The organism is Gardnerella sp. c10Ua_244, from assembly GCF_055818055.1.
In genome coordinates this window covers 73,238-90,799 of sequence record NZ_JARFVS010000001.1, presented here as the reverse complement: position 1 = coordinate 90,799, position 17,562 = coordinate 73,238, and the positions used below count along the sequence as shown (strand labels likewise).

Here is a 17,562-nt window from a genome sequence, read left to right as displayed (position 1 = left end):
CGCGGCGCAAATCGTAGCCGCCGACAGAGTTCATGCGGCTTTGCGATGACTCCGCCGACCGTGCGCAACACAAAATAAAACAGTAAACGTATTTTCCTCAAAACCTGCCCACAAGGGCACTAAAAATAAGGAGAAGAAAGTGAATAAATTCACTAAACAATGCGTGGCGGCATTCGCCTCGCTCGCAATGGCTGGCACGCTGTGCGTCGCCGGCGCCGTGGTGGCAAACAACGTGGCATTTGCTACGGGTAGTGAGAAAGCAGCTGCTCAGCTAGCACCTTGGTCTGAAGCTGGTAAGAAGCTGAAGGGTAAGATTACCATCAATAAGAAGGATGCATCTAAAAACAATGGACCTTTGCAGGGTGCCACATTTACCGTTCAGAAGGTTACTCTTATTAAGAGCGATAATGACCAGACTGGTCTTAGTGTAGATTTAACTTCTGAAGATGGCTGGACTAAGCTCGCTGCTAAAGTAAAGCAGCTTAATACAACACCTCTTGATGAAACCAAGCTTACATTAGATACCGTAAAGGAAAAGACTACCGATCAAACTGGTAAGGCTGAATTTGATAACCTTGATTTGGGCTTGTATTTAGTGAAGGAAAAGTCTGCTCCTGCTGGCTATGCAACTGATGTGAAGCCATTCTTCATGACTGTTCCAGAGATTACGCGTGAAGCCAGTGCTAAGAACAACACCTACACATATGAAGTGTCAGTTGCGCCTAAGAACACCAATGTTAAGGATAATGTAACCAAGACCGCTGATAATGGAAAGATTGTTGGTGCTGGTGATACATTGCCTTACACTATTACTGCAAAAGTAAACAAGAAGAAGTCCGATGCTGCTGATTCTAAGACTGGAATTACGAAGGATGAGCTCCAAGGTTTTGCTATTTACGATGACGCTGTAACTGCGGCATATGATTCTGTAAAAACTGACGTAGTTAAAGAAGTTAAGATTGAAGGTCAGCAGAATGCTATGACTGCTGATGATTACGTTGTGACTTCTTCCGCATTGACTAAGCCTGAAGATACAACTCGTACTCGCATCATGGTTAAGTTTAAGGATGCAGGTCTTAGAAAGATTGCAACTGTTGTGAATGGTGCAAATGGCGCTGATGTTAAAATTACTGTTAAGTTAGAGTTTAAGTTGAAAACGGATCTTTCTAATTTTGTTGGTTCCGATAAGAAGTTAGATAACAAGTCTGGCTTCGTTCCAGGTCACGGTGCCGGCGTTCCAGATACTCCAACTCCTGGCGGTGACGCAACAACTGAGTTCCGTAAGTTCCACATCAAGAAAGTTGATGCAACTGATAAAACAAAGCTTCTCAACAAGGCTGAATTCAAGGCATTTGCTGATCAAACTGAAGCTAAGAAGTGTGCTGCTGACCCAACTGCTGCTCAAGCTTGCGATAAAGCAATGGCGGGCTTTACTGACACAGCACAAACTAATACTGAGGCTACCATCACCACAACTGGTGTTGATAAGACTGCTAGTGGTGTAACTAAAGATTATGTTGCTAAGGTTACAGATGCTAACGCTAATAGCAAGATTTATCTTGTTGAGGTTAAAGCACCAGAAGGTTATGCTCGCTCTGAGCAGCCTCATGAAATTTCTTTAACTTCTGCTGAGTCTAATGCAACTGCTCAGGAAATTGAAATTGTGAACGTCCCAACCAAGGATAATGGTTCTTGGTTCAACCTTCCAAAGACCGGTGCTGCAGGCGTGATCATCTTCGCGTTGGCTGGCATGTGCTTGGTTGCTGTTGGCATGTTCATCTTCTTGCGCAACCGCAAGAAGGATGAAGAGCAGCAGGCTGCCTGATTGTAATTGGTGACTGCTGAGAAAAAAATCAGCAGTCACTGCTACATGAATGTAAATATCTGTTTGCATGGCATAAATATTGGAGCTGGGTGCGACTTGTTGCTCCCGGCTCTATATTTGTACGCTTTAATTGAACTAACTAGCGAGCGCAAAATCAATAAATCGTAAATCAAATCTAAATCCAACGAAAAACTCACGAAACGAGGAAGCATGAAATTAAACGATGCTGTTGCTAAAGTATATGCTTTCCTCAACAAAATCTCCCTGAATATCCCCATCGTAAGTAAGCTTCTCAAAAACCAAACAAACGCAACTCAAACTAACGAAACCAACTTAATCGAAACCAACTTAACCGAATCAAACGCAACCGAAAATAACGCAACTCAAACCCACGCAACCGAAGCAAAATCCACCGCAAGCAATCACAAATCTAAACAAAAATCTAAGCTCCGCCGCATCGTCGAGCCAATCGCATTCGTGTTGGCAGGCATTTTGTGCTTCAGTTACCCTGTTGTTTCAACGCTTTGGAATAATCGCGTGTCGAAGGAGATTTCTAACGCGTACGACAAGTATAACCACGATCAGGCTGGTGACGTGCGTCGCGCTCACATTCGCGCCGCGAAGCTTTACAATAAAACTCGCAAAAATATGCTTACCACGGATCCGTATGGTTCGGATGGGCAAAAAGACATAACTAACACGCCTGAATACAAGCGTTATCTTAAGGCACTTGAGGAGCCTATGGGCATTATCGGCATCGTAAAAATTCCGAAGATTGGCGTAAAACTTCCTATTTATCACGGCAGTTCGCAGGAAGTTTTAGCGCACGGCGCTGGTCATTTGTACGGCACGGATTTGCCGGTTGGCGGCAAAAACCGCCACACAGTTATTACCGCGCACACGGGTCTTGCGGATGCAACCATGTTCGACGATTTGGTGAATTTGAAGAAGGGTGACTATTTCTACCTCGACGTGCAAGGCGAAACTTTGCGATACAAAGTGTTCCGCATCAGCGTGGTTGAGCCACACGATATTAGTTTGTTACAGCGCGAAAAGGGGCGCGACTTGGCGACTCTGCTAACGTGTACCCCGTATGGCGTGAATTCGCATAGGCTTTTGGTGACGGGGTATCGTGTGCTGCCGGACCCTGTGAAGGTGCCGGGTGACCACGTGCAATGGCCGCTTTGGATGACGCTATTCGTGATTGCAATGGCGTTCTCATTGATTATTTTGTCCATGATGATTGCCGCGGCAACGTCTAAGCGATGGCGACAGCTCGACATTCGCGGCAAGCATTTGCTGGTACTTTCGCGCAAGATGCTGCGTAAGTTGCGTCGCGAGTAACGCAACGACCTGCCTGAGCGCAGTATTGCGCGCGTTTGGAGCGTCGCACAACGCTAATCCCTCCAAATGTGAGAAACTTTCCTCGCGTTTGGAGTGCTAAAGTAGCGCAAACCCTCCAAACGTGAGATAACTCTCGCGCGAGCGTAAAATTTAGGTCAGTTGCGCATATCGTCGGTTGGCTGAAAAATTTACGGTTTATATTGCGCAACGCACTAACATTAGTTGGTAAACCAGCAATATTTTTTTAAAAAACATTGTCAAAATGCAAGGTTTTTGAAAAATTCTGTAAATTATATGTTAACTACAGATTTTTTACATGTTACTTGTGGAAAAGTGTTTGCGAGGAAATGGCGTAATTTAGCCATTTTTTCTATCCTAAATACAAATTTTTCAAATTTTATTTGCTAAATTAACAAGTTAAAAAAATTTTTTCTCTTTAAACAAGTGCTAGAGTATATGAAAAATATTTTGTTGCACTTGCAAAAATACACCATTATTTGCTGTTTGCATGGGGGGGGGGTATATCTCTTATGCGATATTTAGCGGAAATGATTCAAACCAGCGTAACAAAAATATTTACACCCGCATGAAAAATTTTGGCAGCCAGTATGAAAGATTTTGGCAGCTGGCATGAGTTTGTGATAGCTAGAACCGAAATTTTTCCGGGATAACAACCACCATTTTGAAGGAGAGTATGTTTATGAAGTTCAAACGAACGTCATATCTGACTCGTTTAGCAGCATTAAGTGTGGCCGCGGCGACGCTTATGGTGCCGCTTGGTACAGTTCCTGCGGCATTTGCAAAAAATGATAATGAAACTAAAAAAGATGAGAATGCACTTGTCTCTAAGATGCTTGATTCATCTTTAAAAGATAATAGTGAGATTAAGTCTATAGAAGATTTACGCCATGTTAATCCAACTCTTGCTAAAGCTTTTGAGAATTACAGTAAAAAAGATCAATTTAATAAAAATTCAAATGCTCAAGTGACTGTTGTTGTTACGTTGAAAAATAATCATCCGAAACTCACGAATTATGACGAAAAAGCCAACATTCATGAGCAGAATGTTTTAATTAACCGCGTAAAGTCAAAGTACAATATGACGGTTCGTCGCCAAGTTGGTTATTTAATGAGTGCTTTTGAAGCTACTCTCCCTGAAAAACACGTTCAAGATTTGAAACGTGAGCCAGGTGTAGTTTCTGTCGCAAAAGAACGTTTATATCATCCAATGGAAAATACTGCACGTAATTTGCAAGGTGTGCAAGCTGCGTTTAAAAAATATCATCTTGATGGCACTGGTATGTTGGTTTCCATCATCGATACGGGCATAGATCCAACTCACCAAGATATGAAGCTTGATGCTTCAGCTAAGACGCATCTTCGATTACAACCAACAGGTAAAGGCAACACTACTGACAAAGTGCCTGCAGGTTTCAATTACGCTGATGAAAATACTAATTTCACAGACTCGGGTGCGGAACAGCACGGTATGCACGTTGCCGGTATTGTGGCTGCTAACGGCGATGAGACTGGTGCTCCTGCATCTGAACATAATCGTGTTGATGGCATAGCTCCAAACGCTCAGCTGCTTGCTATGAAAGTATTCTCAAACGTGCCGGGTTCGCATGGTGCTCGGGATGTTGATATTGTTGCTGCAATCGAGGATTCTGTAAAGCTTGGTGCTGATGTTATTAACATGTCTCTCGGATCAGATAACGGTTTCGGTGGAACTTCTAATGCTACATCTCTCGCTTTAAAGAAGGCTCACGAAGCTGGTGTGCTTCCAGTTATTTCTGCAGGAAACTCCGGCTTGAACTTCTCTGAAAGTGGTGGCATAGACGATGTTCTAGGTAAGTGGGATGATGCAACTCTTGGTTCTCCATCTTCTTATCCTTCTGCTTTTAGCGTTGCTTCTGTAGAAAATTCAAATATTACTCAGCAGTCTGCAAATTGGGTTGGAAAAGATGGCAAGTCACATACTTTGCCGTACAGCTATTCTATTGGTTCTTTAACAGATGCACTATCTCAGCATGAACTTGTGGATGCTAAAAAAGCTACTAAAACTGATGTTAAAGATCTTGATCTTAAAGATAAGTATGCTCTTGTAGAACGTGGTGGCATTACTTTTACGGAAAAGTTTAATAATGCGATTTCTAAAGGTGCTAAAGGTGTGATTGTTTACAATCACGACAAAGATTCATCCTTATTCATAGGAATGGGTGGATTGGACAAAATCAAAGGTTGCTTTGGTGCGTCTATTCCTCGTTCTTATGCATTAGAAATTAAAAAAGCATTAGATAATGGTGAGAAAGTAAAGATTGCTTTCACTGAACAATTCGTTACTATCGCCAATCCGGATGATGGGAAGCCTTCTAGCTTTACTTCTTGGGGTCCAACTCCAGAATTTGATTTTAAACCTCAGATTGCTGGCATCGGTGGTAATGTTTGGTCCACGCAGAATGGAAATAAGTACACCAGCATGTCTGGTACTTCTATGGCTGCTCCAAACGTTTCCGGTCTTTCAACTTTGGTGATGGAAAGCTATAAGAAGCGCTTCCCTGAGCTTTCTGCTAAAGATCGCGCGAATAGGGTACGTCAGGCATTAATGAATACAGCAAGTATTATTGGGCATAAAGATTCTGCAAATAGTAAGAAAATTCCTTATGCTCCTCGTCAAATCGGTGCTGGCTTAGCTCAGGTCGATAAAGCTGTTGCTACTAACGTGATTGCAACAGTCGATGGCAATGCGTATGTGGCTTTTAAAAACGTGAATTCTGATTGTAACTTTACGGTTACTTTACATAATTATGGTAAGACTCCAGTAAAATTTGCTGTCCCAGATCAGGATGTTGTAAATGAGTCTAATGAGGTTAATAAAGATACAGTAACCTCTATTAGTGATACTGAAACGTTGCAATCAAAAACGCGTGAAGTTACGGTAAAGCCTGGCAAAACCGCTGATGTTAAGTTTACGTTAAGCCCAAATCGTTCTAAAGGCAATCATTATATTGAAGGTTGGGCGCGATTTGAATCGCTTACTGATACTCAGCCAGATGTTTCTGTGCCATATCTTGGCTTTGTTGGCGATTGGAACGATGAACCTATAATGGTAAAACCGGGAGAAAGCTATAGTGCAAGCCACAGTGATCTTACGACATCATTGCTTTCGGTAGCTGGTTTTATGGGTAAACTTCCGGTTAATAATGAAACGAAGCCTTATGTACTTGGCGAATTTTCACCTGCAAATAGAGATGGCTGGATGGATTATGTTGTTCCATCTATGGCTATATTCCGCGGTGCATCTGAAGTAAAATATTCTGTGTTGGATTCACATAATAAAACTAAGATTGTTCTTGGAACAGAACACAACGTGAATCGTTCTACTATTTCTAATGTTGGAGCAACCGATGGTTTAGCTGGAAATTTCGACGGGTCTGTGTGGAATCCAAAAACAAGTAGGTTTGACATTCTTCCTGATGGATGGTACACGTATCGTATTCAAGCTCGCTTAGGAGATAAGTTTGATTGGCAAACTTATGACATGAAGGTAGCAATCGATAATCATGGACCTAAAGTCACAGTATCTGATCGTGATGCTAACGGCAATGTGAAGATTGTTATTAGTGATGAGTTAAGCCCTGATCCTGGCGTACCAACTATTCATCTTCCTGGTGTAAAGGATGCCTTGAACTATGGTGATGAAGACACTCAATGCCCGTTGAATGAAGCAACTCGTACGCGAGTGTGCAAGACTATTCACATTGGTAATGAAGCTCAATACATAGATGTGCTTGTTCGAGACAATGCTATGAATTCAACTGAGGTTAAAAAGGTATTCGACACATATGCTGTGAAGAAACCGGATGGTTCAGAAGAATCTAAGAAGAACAAGAAGTTTATTATTCCAAATGAACAAAAACTTACTTCTCAACAAATTAAAGCTAATGCTCTAGAAGAAAGTAAGACCGACCCAGATATTAATGGTAAGTTCTATCTTGAGGGATATCTCACTAAAGATGTTGCTTCTATAAAAGCTTATGTGACTCCTGAAGGCGGTAAAAAGCAGGAAGTCAAATTAGCTAAAAAGCGCAAGGGTGAGAATACTTTCTATGCGTTTGTGCCACTGAAAAATGGTGAAAATACTGTGATGCTTAAAGCTTTTGATAGTAAGGGTGACCGTATTGGCAATAAGAAACTTGTTTTAAAGTTTAATGCACAAACACCTAAGATTACTGTTGATGGTCTTGACAACAAGGGTAATTTGCCTGTAGCTGCAGATGGTAAAGTAACTGTTGCTGGTAAAGTAACTGATACTCCTGGAGATACTGTAAAGCTAACGCTTAATTATCAAAAGGCTGCTGACAACACTACTGCAGCTAATGCAGTTGCTGGTTCTGTGAACAATCATGCTTCTGGTTCTGCCTCTGAATCTACTACTAAAGCTGTTTCTGGTGCTAATACAACTTCAGCAGCGAATATTAATGCAAATGTGAAGCAAGCAGATACAGCTGCAGCTAGTAAAGAAACTGAAGAAGTAGTAACTGTTGGTAAAGACGGTAGCTTCAAAACAGTTATTACTCCTGCCGCTAAAGCTGTTATGGTAACTCTTGTAGCTACTGATTCTGCTGAAAACACTACAACTATAGGTTTGGCTCTCGCTGGTCGTTCAACTCCTACGCCTAAACCTGCAGCTGCAACAAAAGATTTCATGCTTACTAATGCTGGCTCTATGGGTTCTTATGCGTGGTTAATTCATAAGAAGAATAATGGTCCAGACGTTATTGGCACTGATTACTTTGTTGCTCAAGGTGATGTGAGTTCCAAAGTGACTAGCGTGGTGTTTACTCCAGCTTCGCGTTTTGATGCTACAACTAAGAATCTTGTAACTCCAAACCCATTGCGTGCTGAAATTAAGAACGGAAAGTTTAGTGTAAAGCTTCCAATGCATCCGGGTATAAATGATTTCCGCTTGCAGGTGAACACTAAATCAACTGACGAAGATGCTGATGAAGACGATGAAACGAATGTAATCGATACTCCTGCAGCATTCTACTTCGACATTACGCCTCCAACAGCACATTTCGATACTCCAAAACTGTATGGTCACACGTTGTTCACTAATCGTGACACAGTGACTTTCAGTGGAAATGTATCAGATGATGCTTTCGGTCAAAGTTTGCGAATTAATAATGATTCTGTAGGTGATTTCTACACTTTGGACACGAATGGTAAAGAAACAACTCGTCGCCAATTCTCAACTGACATTCAAGTAGACAATGGTGATAAGTTGCTGCTGCACTTAAGTGATCAGGTTGAATCTCATTTACTTGGTGTGATTCCAGTTGTTCTTGATGAAGTTGATCCTACTGTTAAAGCAGGTTTGGTTGAAGGCGAAGAAATCACTGATGGTCACGAAATTACTGTTAAAGCAGAAGATGATAATTTGAAGTCTTTGCGCGTTATGGTTGATGGTCATCCAGTAGCGTATACGGAAAATTATCTTCCAACTACAGCAGTAGAGGACACATTAGTGGATGTTTCTAAGGTTAACGATAATCCAACTCCAGATAAGCCAAGTTCTACAACATTAACGTTGAAGATTCCTACTAAGAAGTTGGTTGATGGTACTCACACTATCACTATTGAGGCGACCGATTTTGCTGGTAATACAGCAAGTGACGCAAGTAATAATGCAAATGGAGCTACTGCATATACATTCACGGTGAAGAATGGTGTGAAGCCTGGTGAGAATCCAACGAAGCCAAGTAATTCAGGAACCAAGGATGAGTCAACTCAAACTGATTCTGCACCAATTCCTCCTGCTTCTACAAAAAAGATCCAAAAGTCTCTTGCTGGATTAGAAACCAAGAATGTCACAGCTGGAAAGGAAGTAAAGATTTATGTTTCTGGACAGCCTGAAGCTGTGAAGAAAGCCAAATCCGGTGATCGCATGTATGCGTTCATTTACTCTGATCCTAAGGATCTTAAGGGTGAAGATGGTCATGAATATGTGACAGTGCATACTGATGAAAACGGTAAGTACTATTTCAAGGCTTTGATTCCTAGCGGATATTCAGGTAAGCACACAATCTTACTTATGGATGCAAATGGTAACCAGATTGCTTCTGGAGAGGTATCTGTATCTTCCTCTGCTTCTTCTGATAGTGGCAGCCAAACTGGTTCTGATAATAAGAATAATCAGAACCAGAATGGTAGCGGTAATGCTGGTAATACTGGTAACTCTGGTAATACTGGTAATAGCGAAGGTGGAAGCACGGGTCACGGTAACGGTAGTGGCAACAACGGTGGCAGCACTAGCGGTAATGCAAGCGGTAATACTAGCGGTAATACTAGCGGTAATGCCAGCGGTGATACCAACAATAATAGCCGCGGTGGTAATCATGGCGGTAGCCACAGCTCTAATCATGGCGGTAGCCACAGCTCTAACCACGGCGGTAATCATGGTGGAAAATCCTTTACTACTGGAGGTAATTCCAGTAATAATTCGGAGTCGTCCTCAAAGGATGATGCGGATTCTACTAATGCGGGCGCATCCGCTGCATCCGGCGATGCCGCTGCCAATGGCAACGCAAGTTCTTCCAATGGCAACGCAGGTGCTGCATCTGGCAACGCTGCTGCAAAGCAGAAGGCTGCTGAAAAGGAGCAGGCTGACGCTAAGTCTGCCGCCAAGAAGATGACTTCTGATTTGGCGATGACTGGTAGCAGTGTGATTGGCATGGTTGTGACGTTTATGGTATTGCTTGCAAGCGGTGCTGTAACGTTTAAAACTCGCCGCCATCATACGCACACAAGCAAGTAAATAAACAAAATAAGTAAATAACATAAATAAACAAAGAGCACTTTTCATCTTCTAGTAAGATGGGAGTGCTCTTTTTGTATGTAATATATTTTGGAGAATAATCCATAGTTTGTTTTACATATTAATTTGCTTCATCATTCATTCACGTGGATACTCGTTCGCTCGCCAAATGCGAGACAAGTTCCCCGTATTTGGAGCAAAACACAACCTAAAACCCTCCAAATGTGAGAAACTTTCCTCGCTTTTGGAGTACCACACAAACCTACGTTTAGTAAACCCACCATCCAAAAACAACTGAGCTCTTGTTCTAAACAAACAAGAGCTCAATGAAATCACGTGTAGGAGCAACCTACACAGGTAAATTAGAGTCTACCACATCCCCTTAGAATTTGCGTTTGTCATGTTATATTTCGTGGCGAATGTCAAACTAAATGTGCAATAATGTACAATATTTTCATGTCTGCTAATACATTTTTTACTTTGCAAGAAGCGCAACAATTTTGTGGCGTGGCTAGATTTAATCGTTATATGCGCGATGCAAATAATGATTTAGGTACAGCTATGCTTATATGCAAATCGAATCATGAATTAGCAGGAATATTGCATGAGCAGATTGGATACGTAGAAATATGCGTGCGTAATTCAATTGATTTAGAACTTCGTAAACTTGCGTTGAAAGAAAAGCAAAATGAGGAATGGACCAATCCTCTGTATACGCCAGATTTGGTTAAAGATTTGATTGAAAATCAAATCAAGCAAGCGAGAGAAATTGCAGTTCACTCGCATGATGGTAGAAGCGTAAATCATGATGACATTTTATCTAAACTCATGTGGGGAACATGGGTAAAGCTTGTTGGATCTTCGGAAACAAAAAATAGCAATCGCATTCAACAAAAACTTTGGAAAGATGCTGTAGGCAATGCGTTTCCATTTGTGAACTGTTCAAAAATGAATAAAGAGTACGATGAGGATAGAAGAATAATAGCAAAAAATCTTATTTATATTAAAGAGATTAGGAATAAAGCAGCTCATTTTGATAATTTATATAACATAGCTAGGGGAAAGAGGAATCTTACGAACGCACTGTTTACGCTACTTCATGCGGTTAATAAGTCGTTTACAACTGGATGGATTGATCCCTCAAAAATACGTAAAGCTGCTAATAAATATTTGGAACTGATGATTGGTGTTGATGATTAATACTGATGATTGGTGTTGATGAAGTAAACGGTATGAAAGCAAATGCGTAAGTTGCGCGAACTGCCTGCCTGAGCGCGCGCAATGCTGCGCTCAAGCAAGTTGTCGCGCCCGTGTTTGGAGGTCTTTGGTGGGTTTTTGCTCAAATCGAGGTAACGCTCTCACCGTGTAAAGTTTCGGTCAGTTGCGCATATCGTCGGTTGGCTGAAAAATTTACGGTTTATATTGCGCAACGAACCAACATTTGTTGGTAAATCAGCAATATTTTTTTAAAAAACATTGTCAAAATGCAAGGTTTTTGAAAAATTCTGTAAATTATATGTTAACTACAGATTTTTTACATGTTACTTGTGGAAAAGTGTTTGCGAGGAAATGGCGTAATTTAGCCATTTTTTCTATCCTAAATACAAATTTTTCAAATTTTATTTGCTAAATTAACAAGTTAAAAAAATTTTTTCTCTTTAAACAAGTGCTAGAGTATATGAAAAATATTTTGTTGCACTTGCAAAAATACACCATTATTTGCTGTTTGCATGGGGGGGGGGTATATCTCTTATGCGATATTTAGCGGAAATGATTCAAACCAGCGTAACAAAAATATTTACACCCGCATGAAAAATTTTGGCAGCCAGTATGAAAGATTTTGGCAGCTGGCATGAGTTTGTGATAGCTAGAACCGAAATTTTTCCGGGATAACAACCACCATTTTGAAGGAGAGTATGTTTATGAAGTTCAAACGAACGTCATATCTGACTCGTTTAGCAGCATTAAGTGTGGCTTCGGCGACGCTTATGGTGCCGCTTGGTACAGCAAATGCTAAAGACAATAGTGCTGAGAACAATAATCTCGCACAAGTTGTAAATCAAAAGAATAAGAATAATAAAACAACCAAGTATCTTGATCCTAAGATTGTCAGCAGAATAGTTAATAATCCATTTAACAGGACTGGTTCTTCTAATAAGCCTGTAACTGTTATTGTTACTTTGAAGAAACAGCCAAAACTTCCTTCGAAACAATCTGAAAACAGTAATAAAGCTGACCAGAATCGTCTTATTGGAAAATGGTCTTCAAAATATGGCATGACAGTACGTCGCCAATTTGGTTACCTGATGAATGGTTTTGAAGCAACGTTACCAGCTAACAAAGTTGCGGCTTTACGCCACGAACACGAGGTAGCTTCCGTTGCAAAAGAACGTTTGTATTACCCTCTTGAAAATTATGCTCGCGGTTTGCAGGGTGTGAATGAAGAATTTAAGAAGCGTGGACTTGATGGAACCGGAATGCTTGTGGCTATTATCGATACGGGCATAGATCCAAGTCACCATGATATGAAGCTTGATTTCAAAGCTGAAAAAGCTCGTAAGATTAAGAACACATTCCCATCTAATGGTGTAAAGTTCACTAATAAAGTTCCTGCGGGCTGGAATTATGCTGATGAAAACTACACTATTACAGATAGTGGTGCAGAGCAGCATGGCATGCACGTAGCTGGTATTGTGGCAGCTAATGGTGATGATGAGAATAAGCCAGCTGATAAAAACGGTCATATTAACGGCATTGCTCCAAATGCTCAGCTACTTGCAATGAAAGTATTTTCGAATAAGCCGGGAGCGCACGGAGCTCGTGATGCTGATATTGTTGCCGCAATCGAAGATTCTGTAAAGCTTCATGCCGATGTTATTAACATGTCTCTCGGCTCAGATAACGGTTTTGGTGGAGCTTCTAACGCTACATCTCTCGCTTTAAAGAAGGCTCGCGAAGCTGGTGTGCTTCCAGTTATTTCTGCAGGAAACTCCGGTTTAAGCTTTTCCACATCTGGAGGAACTAATGATGCATTAGGAAAGTGGGATGATGCAACTCTTGGTTCACCGTCTTCTTATCCTTCTGCTTTCAGCGTTGCTTCTGTAGAAAATTCTTATATTATTCAAACCGCTGGTTCATATACGGATAAAGCTAATAAGACAACTGAGATTCCTTACTCTATAGCCTCAGGAAAAGCTGATGGTAAAGAACATGAGATTGTGAATATCGGTCTTGGCAAAAAAGATGAAGTTAAGGATTTGGATCTTCATGGAAAGTACGCTTTAGTTGAACGTGGCGCAATAGCATTTAGTGAAAAATTCCAGAATGCTATTGATAAGGGTGCTGATGGTGTAATCGTTTATAACAAAGCTGGCGATTCGGCACAGTTCCTTGGCATGGCTGGAGTTGATAAGTTCACATGCTTTGGAGCATCAATTCGTCGTGAAGATGCTTTAAAGATTGTTGATGCACTCAAAGCTAATGCAAGTGGTACAGTTAAGGTTTCCTTCTCTGATAAGACAATGGGCATTGCAAATCCTGATAAGTTGCATCCTTCTAGCTTTACTTCTTGGGGTCCAACGCCAGAACTTGATTTTAAGCCTCATATTGCTGGCATCGGCGGTAACGTGTGGTCTACTCAGAACAACAACAAGTACACTAATATGTCTGGTACTTCTATGGCTGCTCCAAACGTTTCCGGTCTTTCAGCTTTGGTGATGGAAAGCTATAAGAAGCGCTTCCCTGAGCTTTCTGCTAAAGATCGTGCTACTCGTGTTGAACAAGCCTTGATGAATACGGCTGAGATTCTCAATAATTCCAGCAATGTACCATTTGCTCCTCGTCAAATCGGCGCTGGATTAGCTCAGGTTGATAAAGCTGTTGCTACTAACGTGATTGCAACAGTCAATGGCAATTCGTACGTGGCTCTACGCCAGGTTAATGGAGATCGTAAGTTCACTGTTAAACTGCATAATTATGGAGATAAGGCTGTAACTTATGAAGTTCCTAAACAAAATGTTGTTAATGAATCTAATAATGCTAATGCAGAAACGACTACCTCTATTAGCTCAGAAACATTAGCTTCTTCGACTAATACGGTTACAGTAGATCCTAAGTCAGAAAAGGAAGTAGAGTTTACATTAACTCCAGACGTGACTCGCGACCATTATGTTGAAGGTTGGGCGCGTTTTACTTCAAAGACCTCTGGGGAACCAGATTTGGCTGTTCCATATCTTGGCTTTGTTGGCAATTGGGATAAGGAACCAATTCTTGTAAAGCCTGGTGAAGAGTATCTTAAAAATGCAATTAATATGACTACTTCGCTTATTGCTGAAAGTTATTTTGGTGATGTGCAAGTTAATGATGAAGCTCCTGTTCATTTAGAATTTTCTCCAAATGGTGATGAGTTATTTGATAAGATACGACCATCACTAGCATTATTCCGTAATGCAAGTCTAATACAGTATTCTGTTTTGGATAATTCTGGTAAGACTGTTGCAGAAGTAGGAGAGGAACATGACGTTTCTCGTTCTAATTTCTCAGAATTATTACGCGATCCAAGAGCATTAAATAGTTCTGTTGAATTTGATGGAACTATTTATGATAAGACATCTACTGATATCGCGCATTGGAATAAGAAGCTTCCTGATGGCAAATATATTTATCGAGTAAAAGCTTGCTTGACTAAGGATATGTGCCAGACGACTGATATGCATTTTAACCTTGATACTAAAGCTCCAACCGTTACAATTAGCGAACCTGATAAAGATGGTGAAATTACCATTACAGCTCATGATGAGTTAAGTGAAACATTGAGTGAACCAGGTGTAAGAGTTAATGGTAACAGTGATTATATCAAGGTTGATGAGAAGGACTGCAGTGAAACTCATGACGCAAATGGCTATACTCGCACTTGCAAAGTTAATGTAGGTAAGGATGCTTATTACGTCAATGTCAGTTTGCATGATGGAGGTTTCAATGAAACCAATACTTCCAAAGTGTTTAAGGGATTTGCTAATAAAAAGATTCTCATAAATAATGAGGTTAATCTTAAGAATATTGGCATTAAGGATGTCACTGCTAAAAAAGATAACGGTGTTGATAAATACAGCATCGAAATCTCTGGACGTATTGCTGATGGTTGCAAGGATGTGAAAGCTTATGTTCAATCAGGAACTGAAGCAGAAGAAGAATTAGCTGTTAAGACAGATGATTCTGAATTTAGCTTTACTGCTCCTATTAAATCAGGTGCTAATACAATAAAAGTTAAAGCAAAAGGTTCTGATGGTAAAGAAGTAGTTGAAACTCTTGCAACTAATTTCGACGGAAAAGCACCAATAATTAAACTAACTAATGCAGATAGTAATGGGAATGTAACAATTGACCAAACTGGTGTAGTAGAAGTTAAAGGTGAAGTTAAGGACGATACTACTCCAAAGCAGAATCTCACATTTACTGTCAAGTATAGTAAAGATGAGGTTGTTGGTGGTGAAGTCCAGACTGAACAAGTGGAAGAGCCTGTAAATGTTGCTACTGATGGCTCATTTACTGTAAAAGTTATTCCATCTGCTAGTACATATTCAGTTACCTTGGTTGCTAATGATGGAGTTAACACAGCTACTCAGAATGTAGGTTTCGCTAATCGCGTTATGCCAACAAAGACAGAGCCAAAGCTTTATAATATTTCACTGAGTAATGCTAACAGCTTAGGATCATACAACTGGATTGTTCCTGGAAATAGTGGTACTTCGCTCGATTCATTTAATGCAAACGGCAAAGTAAGTAACAAAGCTACAGAAATACTATTTACAAAAGCTAATCGAGTTAAAGATGATGGTTCGGGGTATGAGGACTTTGATCCTATAGCTGCAACAATCACTAAGTCCACTAATGCAAATGCTGATTCCACATTCACGGTAACTCTGCCAATGCATCCTGGAATAAATGACTTTAGGATGATTGTTAAAGAGGGAAGTGATGTGGTATTAGACACTCCAGTTGCTTTCTATTTCGACAGACAGGCTCCAGAAGTAATGTTTAGCACTCCAAAGTTGTATGGCGGCAGAATATTCACTAATAATGACACTGTGAAATTCAAGGGTGTTATTAGTGATGATTTTGCTGGCTATACTCTTAAGATTAATAATCTTATTGCTTCAGACAACTTCAGTACTGATTCTAAAGGCAAAGAAACTAATGCTCAGAGCTTCGATAGAGATGTTGAAGTTAAAAATGGAGAGTTTGTGTTAATCCAAGCCATCGATCAGATGTCTAGTGCACTGTATGGTCGTGCTCCTGTTGTTGTTGATAAGGATGCTCCTTCTGTGACACTTGGAATAAAGGACAATGATCATGTTGAAGCAAATCGTAAGATTTCTGTAACAGCTAAAGATGATCATTTGAAGTTATTGCGAGTGAAGATTGATGGTAAAGAAGTAAATCATGCAAGTAATGGTCTTAAAGAAACGGATATTAAGCTGAGTAAGAATAATCCTTACGATGCTACTTTTGCCGATCTGAAAGATCTGAAGGATCCGCTGAAGGTAGATGTTGATTTCAATTCACTTTCTGCCGGAAAGCACTTAATCACAGTTGAAGCTGTTGATTATGCTGGTAACGTTGCAACGAAGAATACTTCCGCAGAATTCGTCGTTGAAAAGAAGTCGAATGATGGTCATGGGAACGATCATGGTTCCTCCTCTGTAACTGTCAATCCTCCTTCCACCTCAACTCCAGCACCTAAAGCTCCTGAATCTACCGCAAAGCTAGATCAGTCGCTTAAGGGAATCCTTGTTGCTGGTGAACATATGAATAATGTTGTTCGTGCTGGTAAGAGCAATCCTGTGAAGTTGTATTTCGCTGGCATGGATGCTCCTGCTAAGGGTGATGCTGGCTCTAAGTCTCACAAGACTAAGGTCTCTTCTGCCACGAGCGAGTTCATCAAGGAACTTAAGAAAAACAAGGTTGCTTACGCTTATGCTTACATGTATTCTTCGCCTGTGTTATTGAAGGGCGCAGATGGATCTAAGTATGTGAAAGTAACTTTGGATAAGAATGGTCAACCTCAGTTTAATGTTGTGATTCCAGCTGGCTACTTCGGTAAGCATACGATTGTTTTGCTTAACGACAAAGGTGAGCAGCTTGCTTGGGCTAACGTGTGGGTTGTTCCTGAGAATGCTACAGCGTCCGATGAAACAGATGCAGAGATTAACCTGAAGTATTCGGAGCTTCATTCTGGTACTGGATTCGGCAACGGATTAGGTGCTGGTTCTGGATTTGGCACATTTACTGGCACTACTTACGTTGGTACAGACGGAAATGCCTCCAACGGAAGTGCCAACGCAGGTGCTGCGAATGGCAACGCTGCTGCAAAGCAGAAGGCTGCTGAAAAGGAGCAGGCTGCCGCTAAGTCTGCCGCCAAGAAGATGACTTCTGACTTGGCGATGACTGGTAGCAGTGTGATTGGCATGGTTGTGACGTTTATGGTGTTGCTTGCAAGCGGTGCTGTAACGTTTAAAACTCGCCGCCATCATACGCACGCCAGCAAGTAAATAAACAAAATAAGTAAATAAAC

The 17,562-nt window shown here is 40.9% G+C and carries 5 protein-coding genes; all 5 read left to right on the top strand.

Annotated features, from left to right (window positions below):
* Positions 1-139 precede the first annotated feature (139 nt).
* Positions 140-1,825 carry a SpaH/EbpB family LPXTG-anchored major pilin gene (locus tag P0108_RS00365; RefSeq protein ID WP_415692923.1) on the top strand — a complete coding sequence of 562 codons (1,686 nt, stop codon included), beginning with the start codon at positions 140-142 and terminating at the stop codon, positions 1,823-1,825.
* A gap of 210 nt (positions 1,826-2,035) precedes the next feature.
* Positions 2,036-3,169, top strand: a complete 1,134-nt coding sequence (locus P0108_RS00360; protein WP_102155371.1) for a class C sortase — start codon at positions 2,036-2,038, stop codon at positions 3,167-3,169.
* Between the two features lie 700 nt (positions 3,170-3,869).
* Entirely contained in the window at positions 3,870-9,989 is a 6,120-nt protein-coding gene (locus P0108_RS00355; RefSeq protein WP_473730666.1) for a S8 family serine peptidase, read from the top strand.
* Between the two features lie 441 nt (positions 9,990-10,430).
* Entirely contained in the window at positions 10,431-11,189 is a 759-nt protein-coding gene (locus P0108_RS00350; protein WP_102155368.1) for an Abi family protein, read from the top strand.
* 722 nt (positions 11,190-11,911) lie between these two features.
* Entirely contained in the window at positions 11,912-17,539 is a 5,628-nt protein-coding gene (locus P0108_RS00345) for a S8 family serine peptidase (RefSeq protein WP_473730665.1), read from the top strand.
* The last annotated feature ends 23 nt before the right edge of the window (positions 17,540-17,562 follow it).

Excerpts from the sequence above, each read along its gene's own strand:
- P0108_RS00360 (WP_102155371.1), top strand. The coding sequence starts at position 2,036 with ATGAAATTAAACGATGCTGTTGCTAAAGTATATGCTTTCCTCAACAAA.
- P0108_RS00355 (WP_473730666.1), top strand. The coding sequence starts at position 3,870 with ATGAAGTTCAAACGAACGTCATATCTGACTCGTTTAGCAGCATTAAGT.
- P0108_RS00350 (WP_102155368.1), top strand. The coding sequence starts at position 10,431 with ATGTACAATATTTTCATGTCTGCTAATACATTTTTTACTTTGCAAGAA.
- P0108_RS00345 (WP_473730665.1), top strand. The coding sequence starts at position 11,912 with ATGAAGTTCAAACGAACGTCATATCTGACTCGTTTAGCAGCATTAAGT.